The 14,348-nt window shown below is 44.7% G+C and carries 10 protein-coding genes; 8 read left to right on the top strand and 2 right to left on the bottom strand.

What is annotated here, in order from left to right:
- The first annotated feature begins 109 nt into the window (after positions 1-109).
- Positions 110-2,590 carry a replication restart helicase PriA gene (priA, locus tag C5745_RS08470; RefSeq protein WP_105716558.1) on the top strand — a complete coding sequence of 827 codons (2,481 nt, stop codon included), beginning with the start codon at positions 110-112 and terminating at the stop codon, positions 2,588-2,590.
- On the opposite strand, the gene C5745_RS08465 is transcribed toward priA, so the two are convergent.
- Positions 2,584-3,966, bottom strand: a complete 1,383-nt coding sequence (locus C5745_RS08465) for a LutB/LldF family L-lactate oxidation iron-sulfur protein (RefSeq protein WP_105716557.1) — start codon at positions 3,964-3,966, stop codon at positions 2,584-2,586. The two genes, priA and C5745_RS08465, sit on opposite strands and share 7 nt — an antisense overlap.
- A gap of 249 nt (positions 3,967-4,215) precedes the next feature.
- On the bottom strand, positions 4,216-5,970 hold the full coding sequence (gene aspS / locus C5745_RS08460; protein WP_105716556.1) for an aspartate--tRNA ligase: 1,755 nt from the start codon (positions 5,968-5,970) through the stop codon (positions 4,216-4,218).
- A 338-nt stretch (positions 5,971-6,308) separates the two neighbouring features.
- Between aspS and mraZ the strand changes: the two genes are divergently transcribed.
- Genes mraZ through murD form a run of 7 tightly spaced genes read left to right on the top strand, consistent with a single transcriptional unit; the run spans position 6,309 to position 14,347 of the window.
- Complete coding sequence (gene mraZ / locus C5745_RS08455; protein WP_105716555.1) at positions 6,309-6,785, top strand: division/cell wall cluster transcriptional repressor MraZ; 477 nt, start codon at positions 6,309-6,311, stop codon at positions 6,783-6,785.
- Positions 6,775-7,692 (top strand): 16S rRNA (cytosine(1402)-N(4))-methyltransferase RsmH, encoded by a 918-nt coding sequence (gene rsmH / locus C5745_RS08450; protein WP_105716554.1) that lies wholly within the window; start codon positions 6,775-6,777, stop codon positions 7,690-7,692. The genes mraZ and rsmH overlap by 11 nt, the downstream gene beginning before the upstream one ends.
- 14 nt (positions 7,693-7,706) lie before the next feature.
- Positions 7,707-8,117: an FtsL-like putative cell division protein gene (locus C5745_RS08445; protein WP_105716553.1), complete on the top strand. Its 411-nt coding sequence runs from the start codon at positions 7,707-7,709 to the stop codon at positions 8,115-8,117.
- Between the two features lie 20 nt (positions 8,118-8,137).
- Complete coding sequence (locus tag C5745_RS08440; RefSeq protein ID WP_105716552.1) at positions 8,138-10,258, top strand: penicillin-binding protein; 2,121 nt, start codon at positions 8,138-8,140, stop codon at positions 10,256-10,258.
- A 5-nt stretch (positions 10,259-10,263) separates the two neighbouring features.
- A complete protein-coding gene (locus C5745_RS08435; RefSeq protein ID WP_105716551.1) occupies positions 10,264-11,718 on the top strand; it encodes a UDP-N-acetylmuramoyl-L-alanyl-D-glutamate--2,6-diaminopimelate ligase in 1,455 nt (484 codons plus the stop codon).
- A 9-nt stretch (positions 11,719-11,727) separates the two neighbouring features.
- Positions 11,728-12,972, top strand: coding sequence for a phospho-N-acetylmuramoyl-pentapeptide-transferase (mraY, locus tag C5745_RS08430; protein ID WP_105716550.1), 1,245 nt, complete (start codon positions 11,728-11,730; stop codon positions 12,970-12,972).
- A 1-nt stretch (position 12,973) separates the two neighbouring features.
- Positions 12,974-14,347: a UDP-N-acetylmuramoyl-L-alanine--D-glutamate ligase gene (gene murD, locus C5745_RS08425; RefSeq protein ID WP_105716549.1), complete on the top strand. Its 1,374-nt coding sequence runs from the start codon at positions 12,974-12,976 to the stop codon at positions 14,345-14,347.
- Position 14,348 lies beyond the last annotated feature (1 nt).

Here is a 14,348-nt window from a genome sequence, read left to right as displayed (position 1 = left end):
TGCTAAGTCTTGACTTTTATGGATTCGTGTTTTATTTTGGTATCCATGAACTCACTTCGTTCGGTTTTGTTTCTTTTTTTGTTAAGAAAAAAAGAAAAGAAAGATAATTATGTCAGAAACCTCTTTATTTCATAACGATCGGGAAACATTGTTTGTTGATGTTATTTTACCATTATACATTGCCAAAACATACACTTATCGCGTTCCTTTGGAATGGAACGCTGATATTGCTATTGGAAAGCGTGTCATTGTGCAATTTGGCCGTAACAAAATCTATGCGGCAATTATCCATAAGATTTCCAACGAAGCCCCTTCAAGTTATGAGGCGAAGTATATACTCAACGTAATAGATGACGATGCGGTGGTTGATGCCAACCAGTTAGCTCTGTGGGAATGGATTTCAGCATATTACATGTGCTATTTGGGGGAGGTTATGCAAGCGGCTCTACCCGCGGCTTTAAAGATGGCGAGCGAAACAAAAATTGCAGCCTCCGAAAATGTAAACGTAGATCGCTCGCTTTTATCCGACAAGGGGTATATGGTCATGGAGGCGTTGGATGTGGCGGGAGAACTGACAATAAACGATATCGTAAAGCTATTAGGGCAGAGTACTGTTTTTCCATTGCTAAAGAAGCTTTTTGACCAAGGATATATATTAATATCAGAAGAGATCAAAAACAGATACGTGCCGAAGCGCAAGGCCTGCTTAAGGTTTGCGCCGGAGTTTGATGATGCCGAAGGTATACGGGGCATGCTTGATTCTTTAAACCGCGCACCAAAACAACAGGATGCAGTGTTGGGCTTTATGCAGCTTCGAAAGGCGAAGACCGATATCACACGGCAAGATATTATGGAAGTGACGGGTGTGAGTGCGGGGATCGTAGCATCATTGATCGAAAAAGGAGTGTTTGTTGTGGAGGAGAAGATCGTCTCTCGTTTAGGAGGTGAAGAGGTCGAAATAACACCAAATTTTGTTTTCAATGCTGGGCAGCAGCAAGCTTTCGATCAAATAAAAGGCTTTTTTGAAACGAAAGATGTTGTGCTTTTGCATGGCGTAACCGCTTCGGGTAAAACGCAGATTTACATACGGCTGATTGAGCAAGCCATCAAGGAAGGTAAAAATGCCTTATATCTTTTACCAGAAATTGCCCTTACCACACAGATCACAGATCGCTTGAAATTACACTTTGGAGATAAGCTAGGGGTTTATCACTCGAAATTTAATGATAATGAGCGAGCGGAGGTATGGCACAAGGTATTGAAAGGAGAGTATAAGGTGGTAGTGGGCGCTCGTTCCTCTGTATTCTTGCCTTTTCAGCATTTGGGCTTGGTTGTGGTCGATGAGGAGCACGAGAGTTCCTATAAACAATATGAACCTGCCCCGCGGTATCATGCTCGTGATACGGCGATCTATTTAGCGCACCTACAACAAGCAAAGGTACTATTGGGATCAGCCACACCGTCGATAGAAAGCTACTACAACGCGAAGGCGGGTAAATATGGGTTGGTCGAATTGACCGAGCGCTTTGGAGAATCCCAATTACCGGATATACAAATAGTCAGCGTAGAAGAGCAAGGTCGTAAAGACCAAATGTTTTCTTATTTCAGCGGTATTTTGTTACAGGGAATCACCGATGCGTTGGAGCGAAAGGAGCAGGTCATTTTGTTTCAGAACAGACGTGGACATACACCATTTATGCAGTGCAACACTTGCGGTTGGGTGGCTAAATGCGTGAACTGCGATGTTAGTCTGACGTATCATAAGTCCACCAGCCATTTGCATTGCCATTATTGCGGACACACCGAACCTCCGGTGCAGGTTTGCCCTGCTTGTGGAATGCCACATATCGAGAGCAAAGGTTTTGGGACCGAAAGAGTAGAAGAGGAGCTGGAGTTGCTGCTGCCACAAGCGCGACTGGGGCGGTTAGATTTGGACTCTACCAAAGGGAAATATGGATTTGAGAATATTATCACGGCCTTCGATAACCACGAGTTTGATATTCTTGTTGGTACGCAAATGGTGGCAAAAGGGTTGGATTTTGGACGTGTCAGTCTAATTGGTATTATTAACGCCGATGCGATGATTAATTTTCCGGACTTCCGGGCGTATGAACGAGCCTTTTCACTGTTTTCGCAGGTAGCAGGGCGTGCAGGACGTCGGGAACATAAAGGAAAAGTAATCATTCAAACGCATACTCCAAATCATAGAGTGCTCGAACAAGTCATTCAGCATGATTATGAAGGTATGTTTATGACGGAGGTAAAAGAACGTAAGAATTATCAATACCCTCCTTTTTATCGTATCATTAAATTGGATGTTCGTCATACCGAAATGCAGTATGCTAGTGATGCGGCCAACCGTTTGGCGAACTTGCTTCGTGTGCAGTTGGGCAATAGGGTGTTAGGGCCGGAGCCACCATTGATATCCCGTGTCCGGAATCATTTTATCCAGACGGTGACCTTAAAAATAGAGCGCTCCAATGTGAGCATCACCCGCGTGAAAATGTTGGTCAGCCAAGCGATAACGCAATTTGGCATGGAGAAACAATACAAAGGCGTGCGTATTTCTATTGATGTAGATCCTTATTGACCCCCCCGCTCTTTCCACTGTTTTGAAAATGATTTGTCAGCGATCTTTGGTAATTTCCGATGTTGTCCCCACGTTTTCTTGAAGAAATTTTGTAGAAAGAAATTTTTCGTTTTTCCACTAAAAAAATCAAGTAAGCCACGACGTTGAATCGCATAAGTAAAACCCTTCCAAGCACGCTTTTCCATGCTTGGGGCCAAACCTTCTGCAACGGAATCTCGACGGTTGAGCAAAAGCATCTTGTGTATATCTATGCCTACGGGACATACTTCGGTACACTTTCCGCAGAGCGAGGAGGCATAGCTCAAATGCTTAAACTCCTTCATGCCGCCTAAGTGAGGAGAGATAAGTGAACCGATAGGGCCTTGATAGGTTGTTCCGTATGTGTGTCCGCCGATGTTTTGATAAATTGGACATACATTTAAGCATGCTCCGCAACGAATACAGTAAAGTCCCTGACGTTGGTCTTTTTGTGCTAATACATTGGTTCGACCGTTATCGAGCAAAATAACATACATTTCCGCTGGACCGTCTACGTCCTGTTCTTGTCTAGGTCCACTTAAAACGGTGTTGTATACGGTGAGATTTTGCCCTGTTCCATGTGAAGCGAGCAGTGGCCAGAATAAATCCAGATCGGCAATGTTGGGAATGATTTTCTCTATGCCTACTACTGCGATATGTACCTTTGGAAAGGCAGTGGTAAGACGCGCGTTACCCTCGTTCTCTGTAATCGCGATGCTCCCTGTATCAGCGATAATGAAATTCGCTCCCGAGATACCAATATCTGCCGCTGTGTATTTCTCCCGCAGTAACTCCCGTGCTTTCATTGTTACTTGTTCTGCTGAGGCATCCACCGGGGTATCGAATTTTTCGTGAAACAATTTGGCGATCTCCTCTAAACTGAGATGCATAGCGGGTGTGACGAAGTGATAGGGTTTTTGATTAAGCAATTGAATGATAAATTCACCTAAATCACTTTCGAAGACTTCTACGTTTTTTTTCTCCAAAAACTGATTAAGTTCGATTTCCTCGGTTGCCATGGACTTGGTTTTTACGACTGATCGCGCCTGATGTCGCTCCATGATTTTAGCGATCTCTTGACGGGCTTCCTCCGCATCATTGGCCCAGATAACCTGTCCACCTCTTTTGGTAAAATTACTTTCAAAGTCTAGCAGATAGCGTTCTAAATTTTCGATAGTTTTCCATTTGACGAGATGAGCTTTCTTTTTCGAATTTTCCAAATCAAAAAACTTGCTTTTACCACGCTCAAAAGCGATATTGTATTTATCTATACTCGAGTTAATAATCTCCCGATGCCGTTGGTCAAAGGATTTGACCGCACTATCTTTTAAAAACTTGTCTGCAACATGCTCTCCCATGAGGTAAAGCTAATCTTTTTTCGAAAGATACGCAAAAGTCCCAGACAACGCTGTCAATATATCCGCTATTTCTTCGATTGCTTTTCGATCGTCGTCCGGTACCGTTTCGCTCTTCCTTCGAGACCACTTCGGCGCATCCTCGCCTATTGTCCGGCTGCCATTCGGGTTGGTATCGACACATGTCCGGACACACGCCGATACCAGCCCGAGCGGTATGCGAAGTGCCCCAGAGTTGGTACGAGGCTTTATCTACTGTTTCAGATTTAACGCTAAATTTAACTCGTCCAGCTGTGCATTGTCAATAGCCGCCGGCGCATCAATCATGACATCGCGCCCCGCGTTGTTTTTCGGAAAGGCAATAAAGTCACGAATAGTTTCCTGCCCGCCCAAAATAGCTACCAAGCGGTCAAGACCAAATGCCAGGCCGCCGTGTGGAGGCGCGCCGTACTGGAAGGCATTCATTAAGAAGCCAAATTGCTCCTGTGCTTCCGCTGCTGTAAATCCCAGATGTTTGAACATCAACGCTTGTGTTTCCTTATCATGGATACGGATTGAGCCACCACCAATTTCGTTGCCATTCAACACCAAGTCGTATGCGTTCGCGCGAACTTTCCCCGGATCGGTGTCCAGGAGATGCATGTCTTCTTTTTTCGGAGATGTAAAGGGGTGATGCATGGCATGGTAACGTTCTGTCTCCTCATCCCATTCCAGCAAAGGAAAATCCATGACCCATAGTGGTGCAAACTCCTTTGATTTACGTAAGCCCAATCGGTTCGCCAATTCCATGCGGAGCGCGCTTAGTTGTGTGCGTGTCTTGTTCGCAGGACCCGATAAAACCAAAATAAGGTCTCCTGCTTTTGCACCTGTAACTTCAGCCCATTTGGCTAGGTCGGTTTGGTCATAGAACTTATCGACAGACGATTTAAACGTTCCATCCAACTCACACTTGCAGTACACCATGCCCAAAGCACCTATTTGCGGACGTTTTACCCACTCGATTAACGCATCGATCTGTTTTCTTGTATATGACGCGGCTTCTGGTACAGCTATGCCTACAACTAGCTCTGCATTGTTAAATACGGCAAATTCTTTGTGCTGGGTGATGGCGTTCAGCTCGCCAAACTCCATGCCGAAGCGGATGTCGGGTTTGTCGTTTCCATATTTACGCATAGCTTCGTCAAACGTCATGCGCGGAAATTGTGCTATATCGATGCCGTGTATGGTTTTCAATAAATGATGTGTCAATCCTTCGAAAACGTTTAAGATATCTTCTTGTTCGATAAATGACATTTCACAATCGATCTGCGTAAACTCGGGTTGACGGTCAGCTCGTAAGTCCTCGTCACGGAAGCACTTTACGATCTGGAAGTACCTGTCAAGGCCACCCACCATTAATAGTTGTTTGAAAGTTTGGGGCGATTGCGGTAAGGCGTAAAATTGTCCGGGGTTCATCCGGGATGGAACGACGAAGTCCCGTGCCCCCTCCGGGGTAGATTTAATTAAGTAAGGTGTCTCTACCTCGCAGAAGTCTAAGTTTGCTAAATAATTACGTACTTCTTGTGTAACTTTATGGCGGAACAAAAGGCCGTTTTTTACCGGATTGCGACGGATGTCCAGATAACGGTATTTCATCCTCAAATCTTCCCCGCCGTCGGTTTCGTCCTCGATCGTAAAAGGTGGGAGTTGAGCCCCGTTCAGTATAGTCAATTCGTTTACGAGCACTTCAATTTCCCCCGTGGGGATATTCATGTTTTTAGATTCCCGTTCGATAACGGTACCTTTTATTTGTATAACGAACTCACGTCCCAATGATCTCGCCTGTTGCATAATCGTTTCATCGGTGCGCGCCTCGTCGAAGATTAGCTGCGTAATCCCATAACGGTCACGTAAGTCTACCCAGATCATAAACCCCTTATCGCGTGACTTTTGAACCCAGCCCGCTAGTGTAACTTCTTTATTTATATCGGCTGCTCGTAATTCGCCGCAATTATGACTTCTGTACATGTCCGCAAAAATATCGGATTTTACGGAGAATAAAGATTTGTTTGTTCTTTTTTTGCTTCTCCCACTTTGTCCCACATTTGGCTACGATATCGCACAATCCCACCTTTAAAATCTTATGCCACATATAAACTATTCTCGATGTGGGAAAGGTGCAGGGTGGCGGGACGCATCAAATTTTAAAGTGGCGAGCTTTGTTCCACTTTTGCGGTCAAAAGTGGAAACAAAAATCCTTTTTGTAGCATTTCTTCGATGTGGAAAACTTTTTTGTGTCATATTGTGGGGGAAAGTGGGGGAAAGTGTATACTTTTACATTAAAATTTAGATTAGCTGTATAGACTGTGAACTATTTAATCGGAGAATACGAATGCAAGCTGGACGCCAAAGGTAGGGTGGTGGTTCCTGCCGCGCTCAAAAGGCAACTGCCTGATGTGGAGCGGGATGGGCTTGTTGTGAACCGTGGCTTCGAGAAAAATTTGGTCATTTATACGCGTGCAGAATGGAATAAAATTTTAAAGCAGTTGTCTAGGCTTAATCAATTTCAGCCGAAGAACCGGGATTTTGTAAGAAAATTCATGAGTGGGGCGACGGAGCTAATGCTCGATTCCGCAGGTCGGGTTTTGATGCCAAAGAGTCTGTTAGAATACGCAGAAGTAGGGAGTGAGCTGGTATTGGCTTGTAATTTAGAGAAAATTGAGGTCTGGTCTAAAGCGAAATACGAAGAACAGTTGGGCGCGATATCGGAAGATGATTTTTCGGACTTGGCTGCGCAAGTGATGGGTGCGTTTGATTTGGAAGGAGGGCAGGATGGCGAATGATCCTATGATTTACCATGTTCCGGTGATGTTGGACGAGTGTATGGAAGGATTGGCTATTAAGCCGGATGGTGTATATGTGGATGTAACATTTGGTGGCGGTGGTCACTCACGCGAGATCTTGAAAAGATTAGGCGATAGCGGAAGATTGACAGCATTTGATCAAGATCCAGACGCAGTGAAGAATGCGTTGGATGATCCGCGATTTACGCTAGTTCAGCACAATTTTAGATTTTTGAAAAACAACCTGAGGTTACTAGGCATTCGCCAAGTGGACGGAGTGTTGGCTGATTTGGGCGTTTCTTCCCATCAGTTCGATTCGCCGGAACGGGGTTTTTCCATTCGTTACGATGCGGATTTGGATATGCGTATGGATCAGGTGGCAGATCTAGATGCAAAGAAAATATTGAATACGTACACGGAGGGGGAGTTGCACCGCATCTTTGGTATGTATGGCGAAATACAAAATGCACGTTCATTGGCAAAAACAATTGCGACAGCACGTGTAAGTGAGCCTATAGAAACTGTGGGAACCCTGAAAGAGGTAATTAAACGTCAGGTGCCGAAAGGAAAGGAGCATAAATATCATGCGCAGCTATTTCAGGCTTTGCGTATTGAAGTGAATCAGGAATTGGGAGCTTTACAGGAGTTTTTGGAGCAAACCGTTGCTGTGCTAAAGCCGGGCGGGCGATTGGTTGTCATGTCGTACCACTCGTTGGAAGATCGATTGGTGAAGAATTTCGTGCAAAAAGGAAAGTTTAAAGGAGAGGTGGAAAAGGACTTCTTTGGGAATGAAATAAAACCATTCAAAGTCATCAGTCGCAAGGCGGTGACGGCGAGTGCAAGTGAGTTGGCGACAAACAATAGGGCGCGTAGCGCTAAATTGCGTATAGCGGAACGTGAAGCTTAAATTTTTTGAGAGATATGTCCAAGAAAAACACGGTCAGAAACAAAGAGTTAAGTGCAGAGGTTCAAGAAAAAATGAATGAATCTGTTGAAGAGAAAGTGGAGGAAACACAGCATTTCCTTCGTTCTATTTTTTCAACAAAGCGTTTGTCCAGCTATTTGGTGGCGAGAAATCTGCCGTTTGCTGCGTTTGTGGCACTTCTTGGCTTACTCTATATCTCGAATCGGCACTTGGCGGAAAGAACAGTCCGGACCATTGACCGGTTGGGGCGGGATGTGAAAGAGTTGAGTTGGGATTACAAATCACTATCTGCCGAGTTGATGAAGCTGACAACGCAAACAGAGATTGCGAAAAGGGCAGATACCTTGGGGTTGAAAGAACGTCTGGAGCCCCCCATCAAATTGGAAGTAGTAAAAGGTAAAAAGTAACAAGACAGACACGGAGTCGTATGAATATTAGGAAGACTATACTTATTCGCGTGTACGCTGCATTCGGCCTTATGGTGCTTTTTGCACTTACGGTGTTTGGTAAGCTTTTGCATTTACAATATGTAGATGGCGGAGAGTGGCGCGCGATGGTGGATAGTTTGACTATTCGGGAGCGCGGAATTGAAGCGGCTCGGGGTAATATCTATGCTAATGACGGTAGTTTACTGGCTACTTCAGTTCCAGAATATGAGCTTCGGTTCGATGCTATGTCGATACCGTCTGAGGCAGACGACGTGTTTCATTCCAAAGTGGATTCTTTGGCGACACGGTTGTCTGTACATTTTAAAGATAAATCCTCGCGACAGTACTTAGTCTTGTTAAAAAATGCGCGTGCAAAAAGACAACGATATGTTCTCATCAAACGGAATGTTTCGCATCAGGACTTAAAAACTATCAAGACTTTCCCTTTGTTGCATGCATTTAGGGAGGGTAGGAAGAGATATCCCACAAGCTTGGTTACCGTGCGTGAAAATAAGCGGATTTTGCCCTTCACCAATTTGGCAGCAAGGACCATAGGGTACAAAAATACAAAAGGGGATACTGTGCTAGTGGGCTTAGAAGGCGCTTACGGAAAGTATATTGATGGAACGAGTGGTTCGCAATTAATGCAGCGAATCGCAGGCGGTGTATGGGTGCCTGTCAATCGGGAGGTAGAAGTTGCACCGGTTGACGGTTCGGATATTATTTCGACACTGGATGTAAATATGCAGGACATGGCGCAGCGCGCTTTGGAGAAGCAGTTGATAGCGAGTGATGCAGACAATGGTTGTGTTGTGGTGATGGAGGTGAATACGGGAGAAGTAAGAGCTATAGCTAATTTTACACGGGATAAAGAAGGCGTTTTCCGGGAGAAATACAATTATGCTATCGCACAGGGTGCTGATCCGGGATCCACCTTTAAATTGGCGAGCTATTTGGCCTTGCTGGACGATGGCTTTGTGGATACATCGAGCACAGTAGATATAGGAAATGGCACATATAAGGTGCCGGCGCATACCATACGTGATTCACACGCGCCAAAAAAATCAGTTTTGACTGTAAAAGAAGCTTTTGAAGAGTCTTCGAACGTAGGGGTTGCGAAGTTGATAAATACGTATTACGGAAATAAACCGGCGAAATATACGTCAAAGTTACATCATTTTGGATTGGGTAAACCTTTGGGGCTGCAGATTCCAGGTGAGGCTATTCCCTGGGTGAAAACACCCGATAGCAGGACGTGGAGTAAACTATCGCTCGTCCAAATGGCCTATGGCTACGAATTACGGTTGACACCGTTACAAACATTGGCACTTTACAACGCGGTTGCCAACGATGGGAAATTGCTGGCGCCCTTGTTTGTGAAAGAGATTCGTCATCTGGGTAACACGGTAGAGCGTTTTGATGCGAAGGTGCTTAACAAGCAAATCGCATCGAAAGAGGCTATCCGTAAAATGCAGGCGATGTTGGAAGGAGTGATGACAGAAGGAACAGGTAAGCGTTTGAGCTCGCCTCTGTATACTTCAGCAGGTAAAACGGGAACCGCACAAATGAACGACGGCGCGAAAGGGTACGGACAACGTCGTTATCAGTCATCCTTTGCCGGTTATTTCCCGGCTGAAAACCCCAAATATTCCATGATAGTGGTGATTCGAAATCCAAGAAAGGGATACTACGGTGGGGCTATCGCTGGGCCGGTCTTTAAGGAATTGGCAGATATGATTTATGCAAATGATTTGACTTTGCATGGAACGCTGGCAAACAGAAAGGTAAATACGTCCGGAGCAAAATTGCCGCTTACACTACGGGGGTCAAAAGAAGCATCAAATACGGTTTACCAAGCGTTGGGTTTTAATCCGTCAAATTGGGATACGATAGCGCAGGCGGCAGATTCATCTACAAAAGCTGTTCCTTTTGTAGAGGCGCAGGTAAAAGAAGGGGTTGTGCCGAACGTATTGGGTATGGGGTTATCCGATGCGATATTTACGATGGAGAACGCCGGGTTTAAAACAAAGATCTCGGGCTGGGGTAAAGTCGTTACTCAATCCCTTGTTGCGGGAACACGATTAAAGGTAGGTACGCCAATCGAACTGGCGTTGAATTAGAAGATATGAAGCTAAGAGAATTATTACATGCGATTCCGGTACAACAGCTCGAGGGTGTTCTCGAACTGGAGGTGTCGTCCGTATGCTTCGATTCGCGGAAAGTTTCCGCGGATAGTCTTTTTGTTGCCGTGCGGGGCGTGCATACCGATGGGCATTTATATCTCGACAAGGCGATCGAAAACGGGGCCCGGGTTTTGGTGCTTGACACTTTGCCGGCACAGTTACATACAGGTGTGACGTATGTCGTTGTTGCCGATACGTCGTATGTATTGGGTTTGTTGGCAGCTAACTTTTATGGTGACCCTTCTCGAGCACTAAAACTAGTCGGCGTTACGGGAACAAACGGTAAGACGACTATCGCTACCCTTCTCTTCAATCTGTTTAAAGGTTTAGGGTACCAGGCAGGATTGTTGTCCACAGTGGAAAACAGGATCGGCGAACGTGTTATTTCTGCAACCCATACTACGCCAGATCCGATAACACTAAATCGCTTGCTTCGCGAAATGGTAGACGAAGGATGTGATTATTGTTTTATGGAAGTGAGTTCACATGCTGTCGTGCAACAACGTACCGCAGGATTACGTTTTGCAGGGGGGATATTTGCGAACATAACACACGATCACCTGGATTTTCACGGTACGTTCGAACATTATATCAAAGCCAAGAAGAAGTTTTTTGACGATTTGGATCGATTTGCTTTCGCGTTGACGAATATCGATGATCGTAATGGAGCGGTAATGTTGCAAAATACATTTGCTCATAAAAAAACATACGGTTTGAAAAATATGGCCGATTTCAAGGCTAAGATTATCGAAAGCCATTTAGACGGTATGTTATTACAGGTGGATGGCCACGACGTCTGGGTGAAATTAGTTGGCGGATTTAATGCCTATAATCTGCTAGCAGTTTATGGTGCGGCAATTCTCTTGGAGCAGGAAACCATGAAAGTATTGACCGCGATGAGTGACATCGCAGGAGCGGAAGGTAGATTTGATATCGTTCGTTCAGCAAATGGTGTGGTCGGTATCGTAGACTATGCGCATACACCCGATGCAGTGGAGAATGTGCTGCTGACTATCCGTGAATTGCGGCAAAGCGGCAAGCAGATTATTACCGTATTAGGTTGTGGAGGCGATCGCGATAAATCCAAACGCCCCCAGATGGCGGCAGTAGCGGTGCGATTGAGTGACAAAGTCATCATCACATCCGATAATCCGAGAACAGAGGATCCGCTAGCCATCATCCGCGATATGGAGGCTGGAGTGGATTCGAAAGATCGTAAACATGTTTTTACCATCGCGGAACGCAAAGAGGCTATCCGAGCGGCTTGCCATTTAGCACAAGCCGGCGACATCGTTTTGGTAGCAGGAAAGGGCCACGAGAAATATCAAGAGGTTAACGGTGTGCGTCACCATTTTGACGACAAGGAAATTTTAATAGAAACGTTTAACGAACAATAAGAAATACGGATGTTATATTATCTATTCAGTTGGCTACAGGAGCACATGCATCTACCAGGGGCGGGATTGTTTCAATATATCTCTTTCAGGACTGCGATGGCTGTGATTGTTTCGTTAATTATTACCACGGTATACGGAAGCCGCCTGATACGTGCTTTACGGAATAAACAGGTGGGTGAGACCATTCGTGATCTCGGGCTGGAAGGTGAAAAGAAAAAGGTCGGTACACCGACAATGGGTGGGCTGATTATCATCGGGGGGATTTTGGTACCGACAATTTTATTTGCCAAGTTAGATAATATTTACATCATTATCATGATTATCACCACCATTTGGATGGGTACAATTGGCTTCTTAGATGATTACATCAAGGTATTCCGTAAAAATAAAGAGGGGTTAGCTGGACGCTTTAAGATCATAGGACAAGTGGGACTGGGTACATTGATTGCGATCACGATGTATTTCCATCCTGATATTGTCGTTCGGGAAAAAGTGCCGAACCCCACTTCTACAAAAGCGGTGGAGATTATGATGGATACCCAAACAGGTGAGCGTTATTATGCAGAAAATGTGAAATCCACCAAGACCAATATTCCATTCTATAAAAACAATGAGTTTGACTATGCGAAGGTGTTGAGCATGTTCGGTTTAAATGGTTACGTTGTCACGTTTATTGTGTTTTTAATTGTAGTCGTGTTCATCGTTACGGCCGTGTCTAATGGTGCAAATATTACGGATGGGATAGATGGATTGGCAACGGGAACCTCCGCGATTATTGGAATTACATTGGCAATTTTGGCTTACGTGTCTGGTAATGTGATTTTTTCGGACTATTTGAACATCATGTATATCCCGAACTCTGGCGAGTTGGTAATTTTTGCAGGGGCATTCGTAGGTGCTTGTACAGGATTCCTATGGTATAACGCCTATCCTGCACAGGTGTTTATGGGCGATACGGGAAGTTTGACCATTGGCGGTATTATCGCAGCGTTTGCCATTCTCATTCGGAAAGAACTGTTGATTCCAATGTTATGTGGCATATTCTTGCTTGAAAACCTGTCGGTGATTATGCAGGTGTCGTATTTCAAGTACACGAAGAAGAAATTTGGTGAAGGGCGACGGATATTTCTGATGTCTCCTTTACACCATCATTATCAAAAGAAAGGTTATCACGAATCGAAGATCGTTATGCGTTTTTTTATTGTATCGATTATTCTCGCGATCCTGACCATTGTTACATTAAAAACACGGTAAGATGTCCAATATAGCACATACCCATTACCCACAATCTGGCTTTCTTGCGATTCTAGGCGCAGGGGAGAGTGGTGTTGGTGCGGCTATTTTAGGAAAGGATAAAGGGTTCGACGTATTCGTTTCCGATAAGGGGCGGATTAGCGACGACTATAAGGCAACATTACGAAAGGAGAAAATCGCTTTCGAGGAGCAACAACATACCGAAGATAAAATTATGCAAGCGGCGTTGGTTGTGAAGAGCCCTGGCATTCCGGAACACGCGCCACTCGTAAAAGCATTAAGGGCAGCAAATATTCCGGTTATCTCAGAGATAGAATTTGCTGCACAATATACAGATGCTAAGCTTTATTGCATTACAGGGTCCAATGGCAAATCGACGACGACCATGTTAACGTACTATATGTTGCAGCGTGGGGGCGTAAACGTTGGTTTGGCGGGGAACATCGGGAAAAGCTTTGCTTTACAGGTGGCGCGCGAAAACTACGACGTATATGTGCTGGAAATTTCTAGTTTTATGTTGGATGATATGTACCAATTCCGTGCTGACGTAGCTGTTATTCTAAACATAACGCCCGATCATTTAGATCGCTACGATCAACATATGGAGAACTACGTCGCATCCAAATTTCGCATAATTCGGAACCAGACAAAGGAAGATTATTTCATCTACTGCCTAGATGATGAGGAAACGATAAAAGGACTGTCTTCATTTAAGACAAAAGCGAAGCACCTGCCTTTTACACAAAATCACGTAGTGGAGCAGGGGGCGTATATAGACGAGGAAAAGAATATTATAATACAAGTACCTAACAAAGACATTTTTGCGATGAATATTGAAGAGTTATCATTACAGGGGAAGCACAATGCATACAACAACATGGCGTCAGGCTTGATTGCGAAGGTTCAGGAATTACGCAACCAAACGATGAAAGAAAGTATGGAATCGTATGTAAACATCGAGCATCGTTTAGAGCATGTTGCTTGTATAGGAGGGGTGAATTATATTAATGATTCGAAAGCCACAAATGTCAATTCGGTTTGGTATGCTTTGGAGAGTTTTTCGCCCGATATCATCCTGATTATGGGAGGAGTAGATAAAGGCAATGATTACGGAATGTTGCGAGATCTCGTAAAATCCAAAGTTAAAGCGATTGTATGTATTGGTAAGGACACGGTGCGTATTCATGAATCCTTCGAGGACGAAACCGACGTGATTATAAACAGTTCGTCTATGCAGGACGCGGTCGAGATCGCTTCTTACTTAGCAAAAAAGGGCGATACAGTGCTGCTTTCTCCCGCTTGTGCGAGCTTTGATTGGTTTAAAAATTATGAAGAGCGCGGGGACAAGTTTAAGGAAGCCGTCATGACTTTGTAAA

The sequence above is a fragment of the Sphingobacterium haloxyli genome (assembly GCF_002980525.1).
GTDB lineage: Bacteria > Bacteroidota > Bacteroidia > Sphingobacteriales > Sphingobacteriaceae > Sphingobacterium > Sphingobacterium haloxyli.
This window is presented reverse-complemented; position numbering and strand designations above follow the sequence as displayed.

What these genes read in the sequence shown, in the direction of transcription:
- rsmH (WP_105716554.1), top strand. Translation starts at nt 6,775, where the DNA reads ATGGCGAATGATCCTATGATTTACCATGTTCCGGTGATGTTGGACGAG.
- C5745_RS08445 (WP_105716553.1), top strand. Translation starts at nt 7,707, where the DNA reads ATGTCCAAGAAAAACACGGTCAGAAACAAAGAGTTAAGTGCAGAGGTT.
- C5745_RS08465 (WP_105716557.1), bottom strand. Translation starts at nt 3,966, where the DNA reads ATGGGAGAGCATGTTGCAGACAAGTTTTTAAAAGATAGTGCGGTCAAA.
- aspS (WP_105716556.1), bottom strand. Translation starts at nt 5,970, where the DNA reads ATGTACAGAAGTCATAATTGCGGCGAATTACGAGCAGCCGATATAAAT.
- murD (WP_105716549.1), top strand. Translation starts at nt 12,974, where the DNA reads ATGTCCAATATAGCACATACCCATTACCCACAATCTGGCTTTCTTGCG.
- mraY (WP_105716550.1), top strand. Translation starts at nt 11,728, where the DNA reads ATGTTATATTATCTATTCAGTTGGCTACAGGAGCACATGCATCTACCA.
- C5745_RS08435 (WP_105716551.1), top strand. Translation starts at nt 10,264, where the DNA reads ATGAAGCTAAGAGAATTATTACATGCGATTCCGGTACAACAGCTCGAG.
- priA (WP_105716558.1), top strand. Translation starts at nt 110, where the DNA reads ATGTCAGAAACCTCTTTATTTCATAACGATCGGGAAACATTGTTTGTT.
- C5745_RS08440 (WP_105716552.1), top strand. Translation starts at nt 8,138, where the DNA reads ATGAATATTAGGAAGACTATACTTATTCGCGTGTACGCTGCATTCGGC.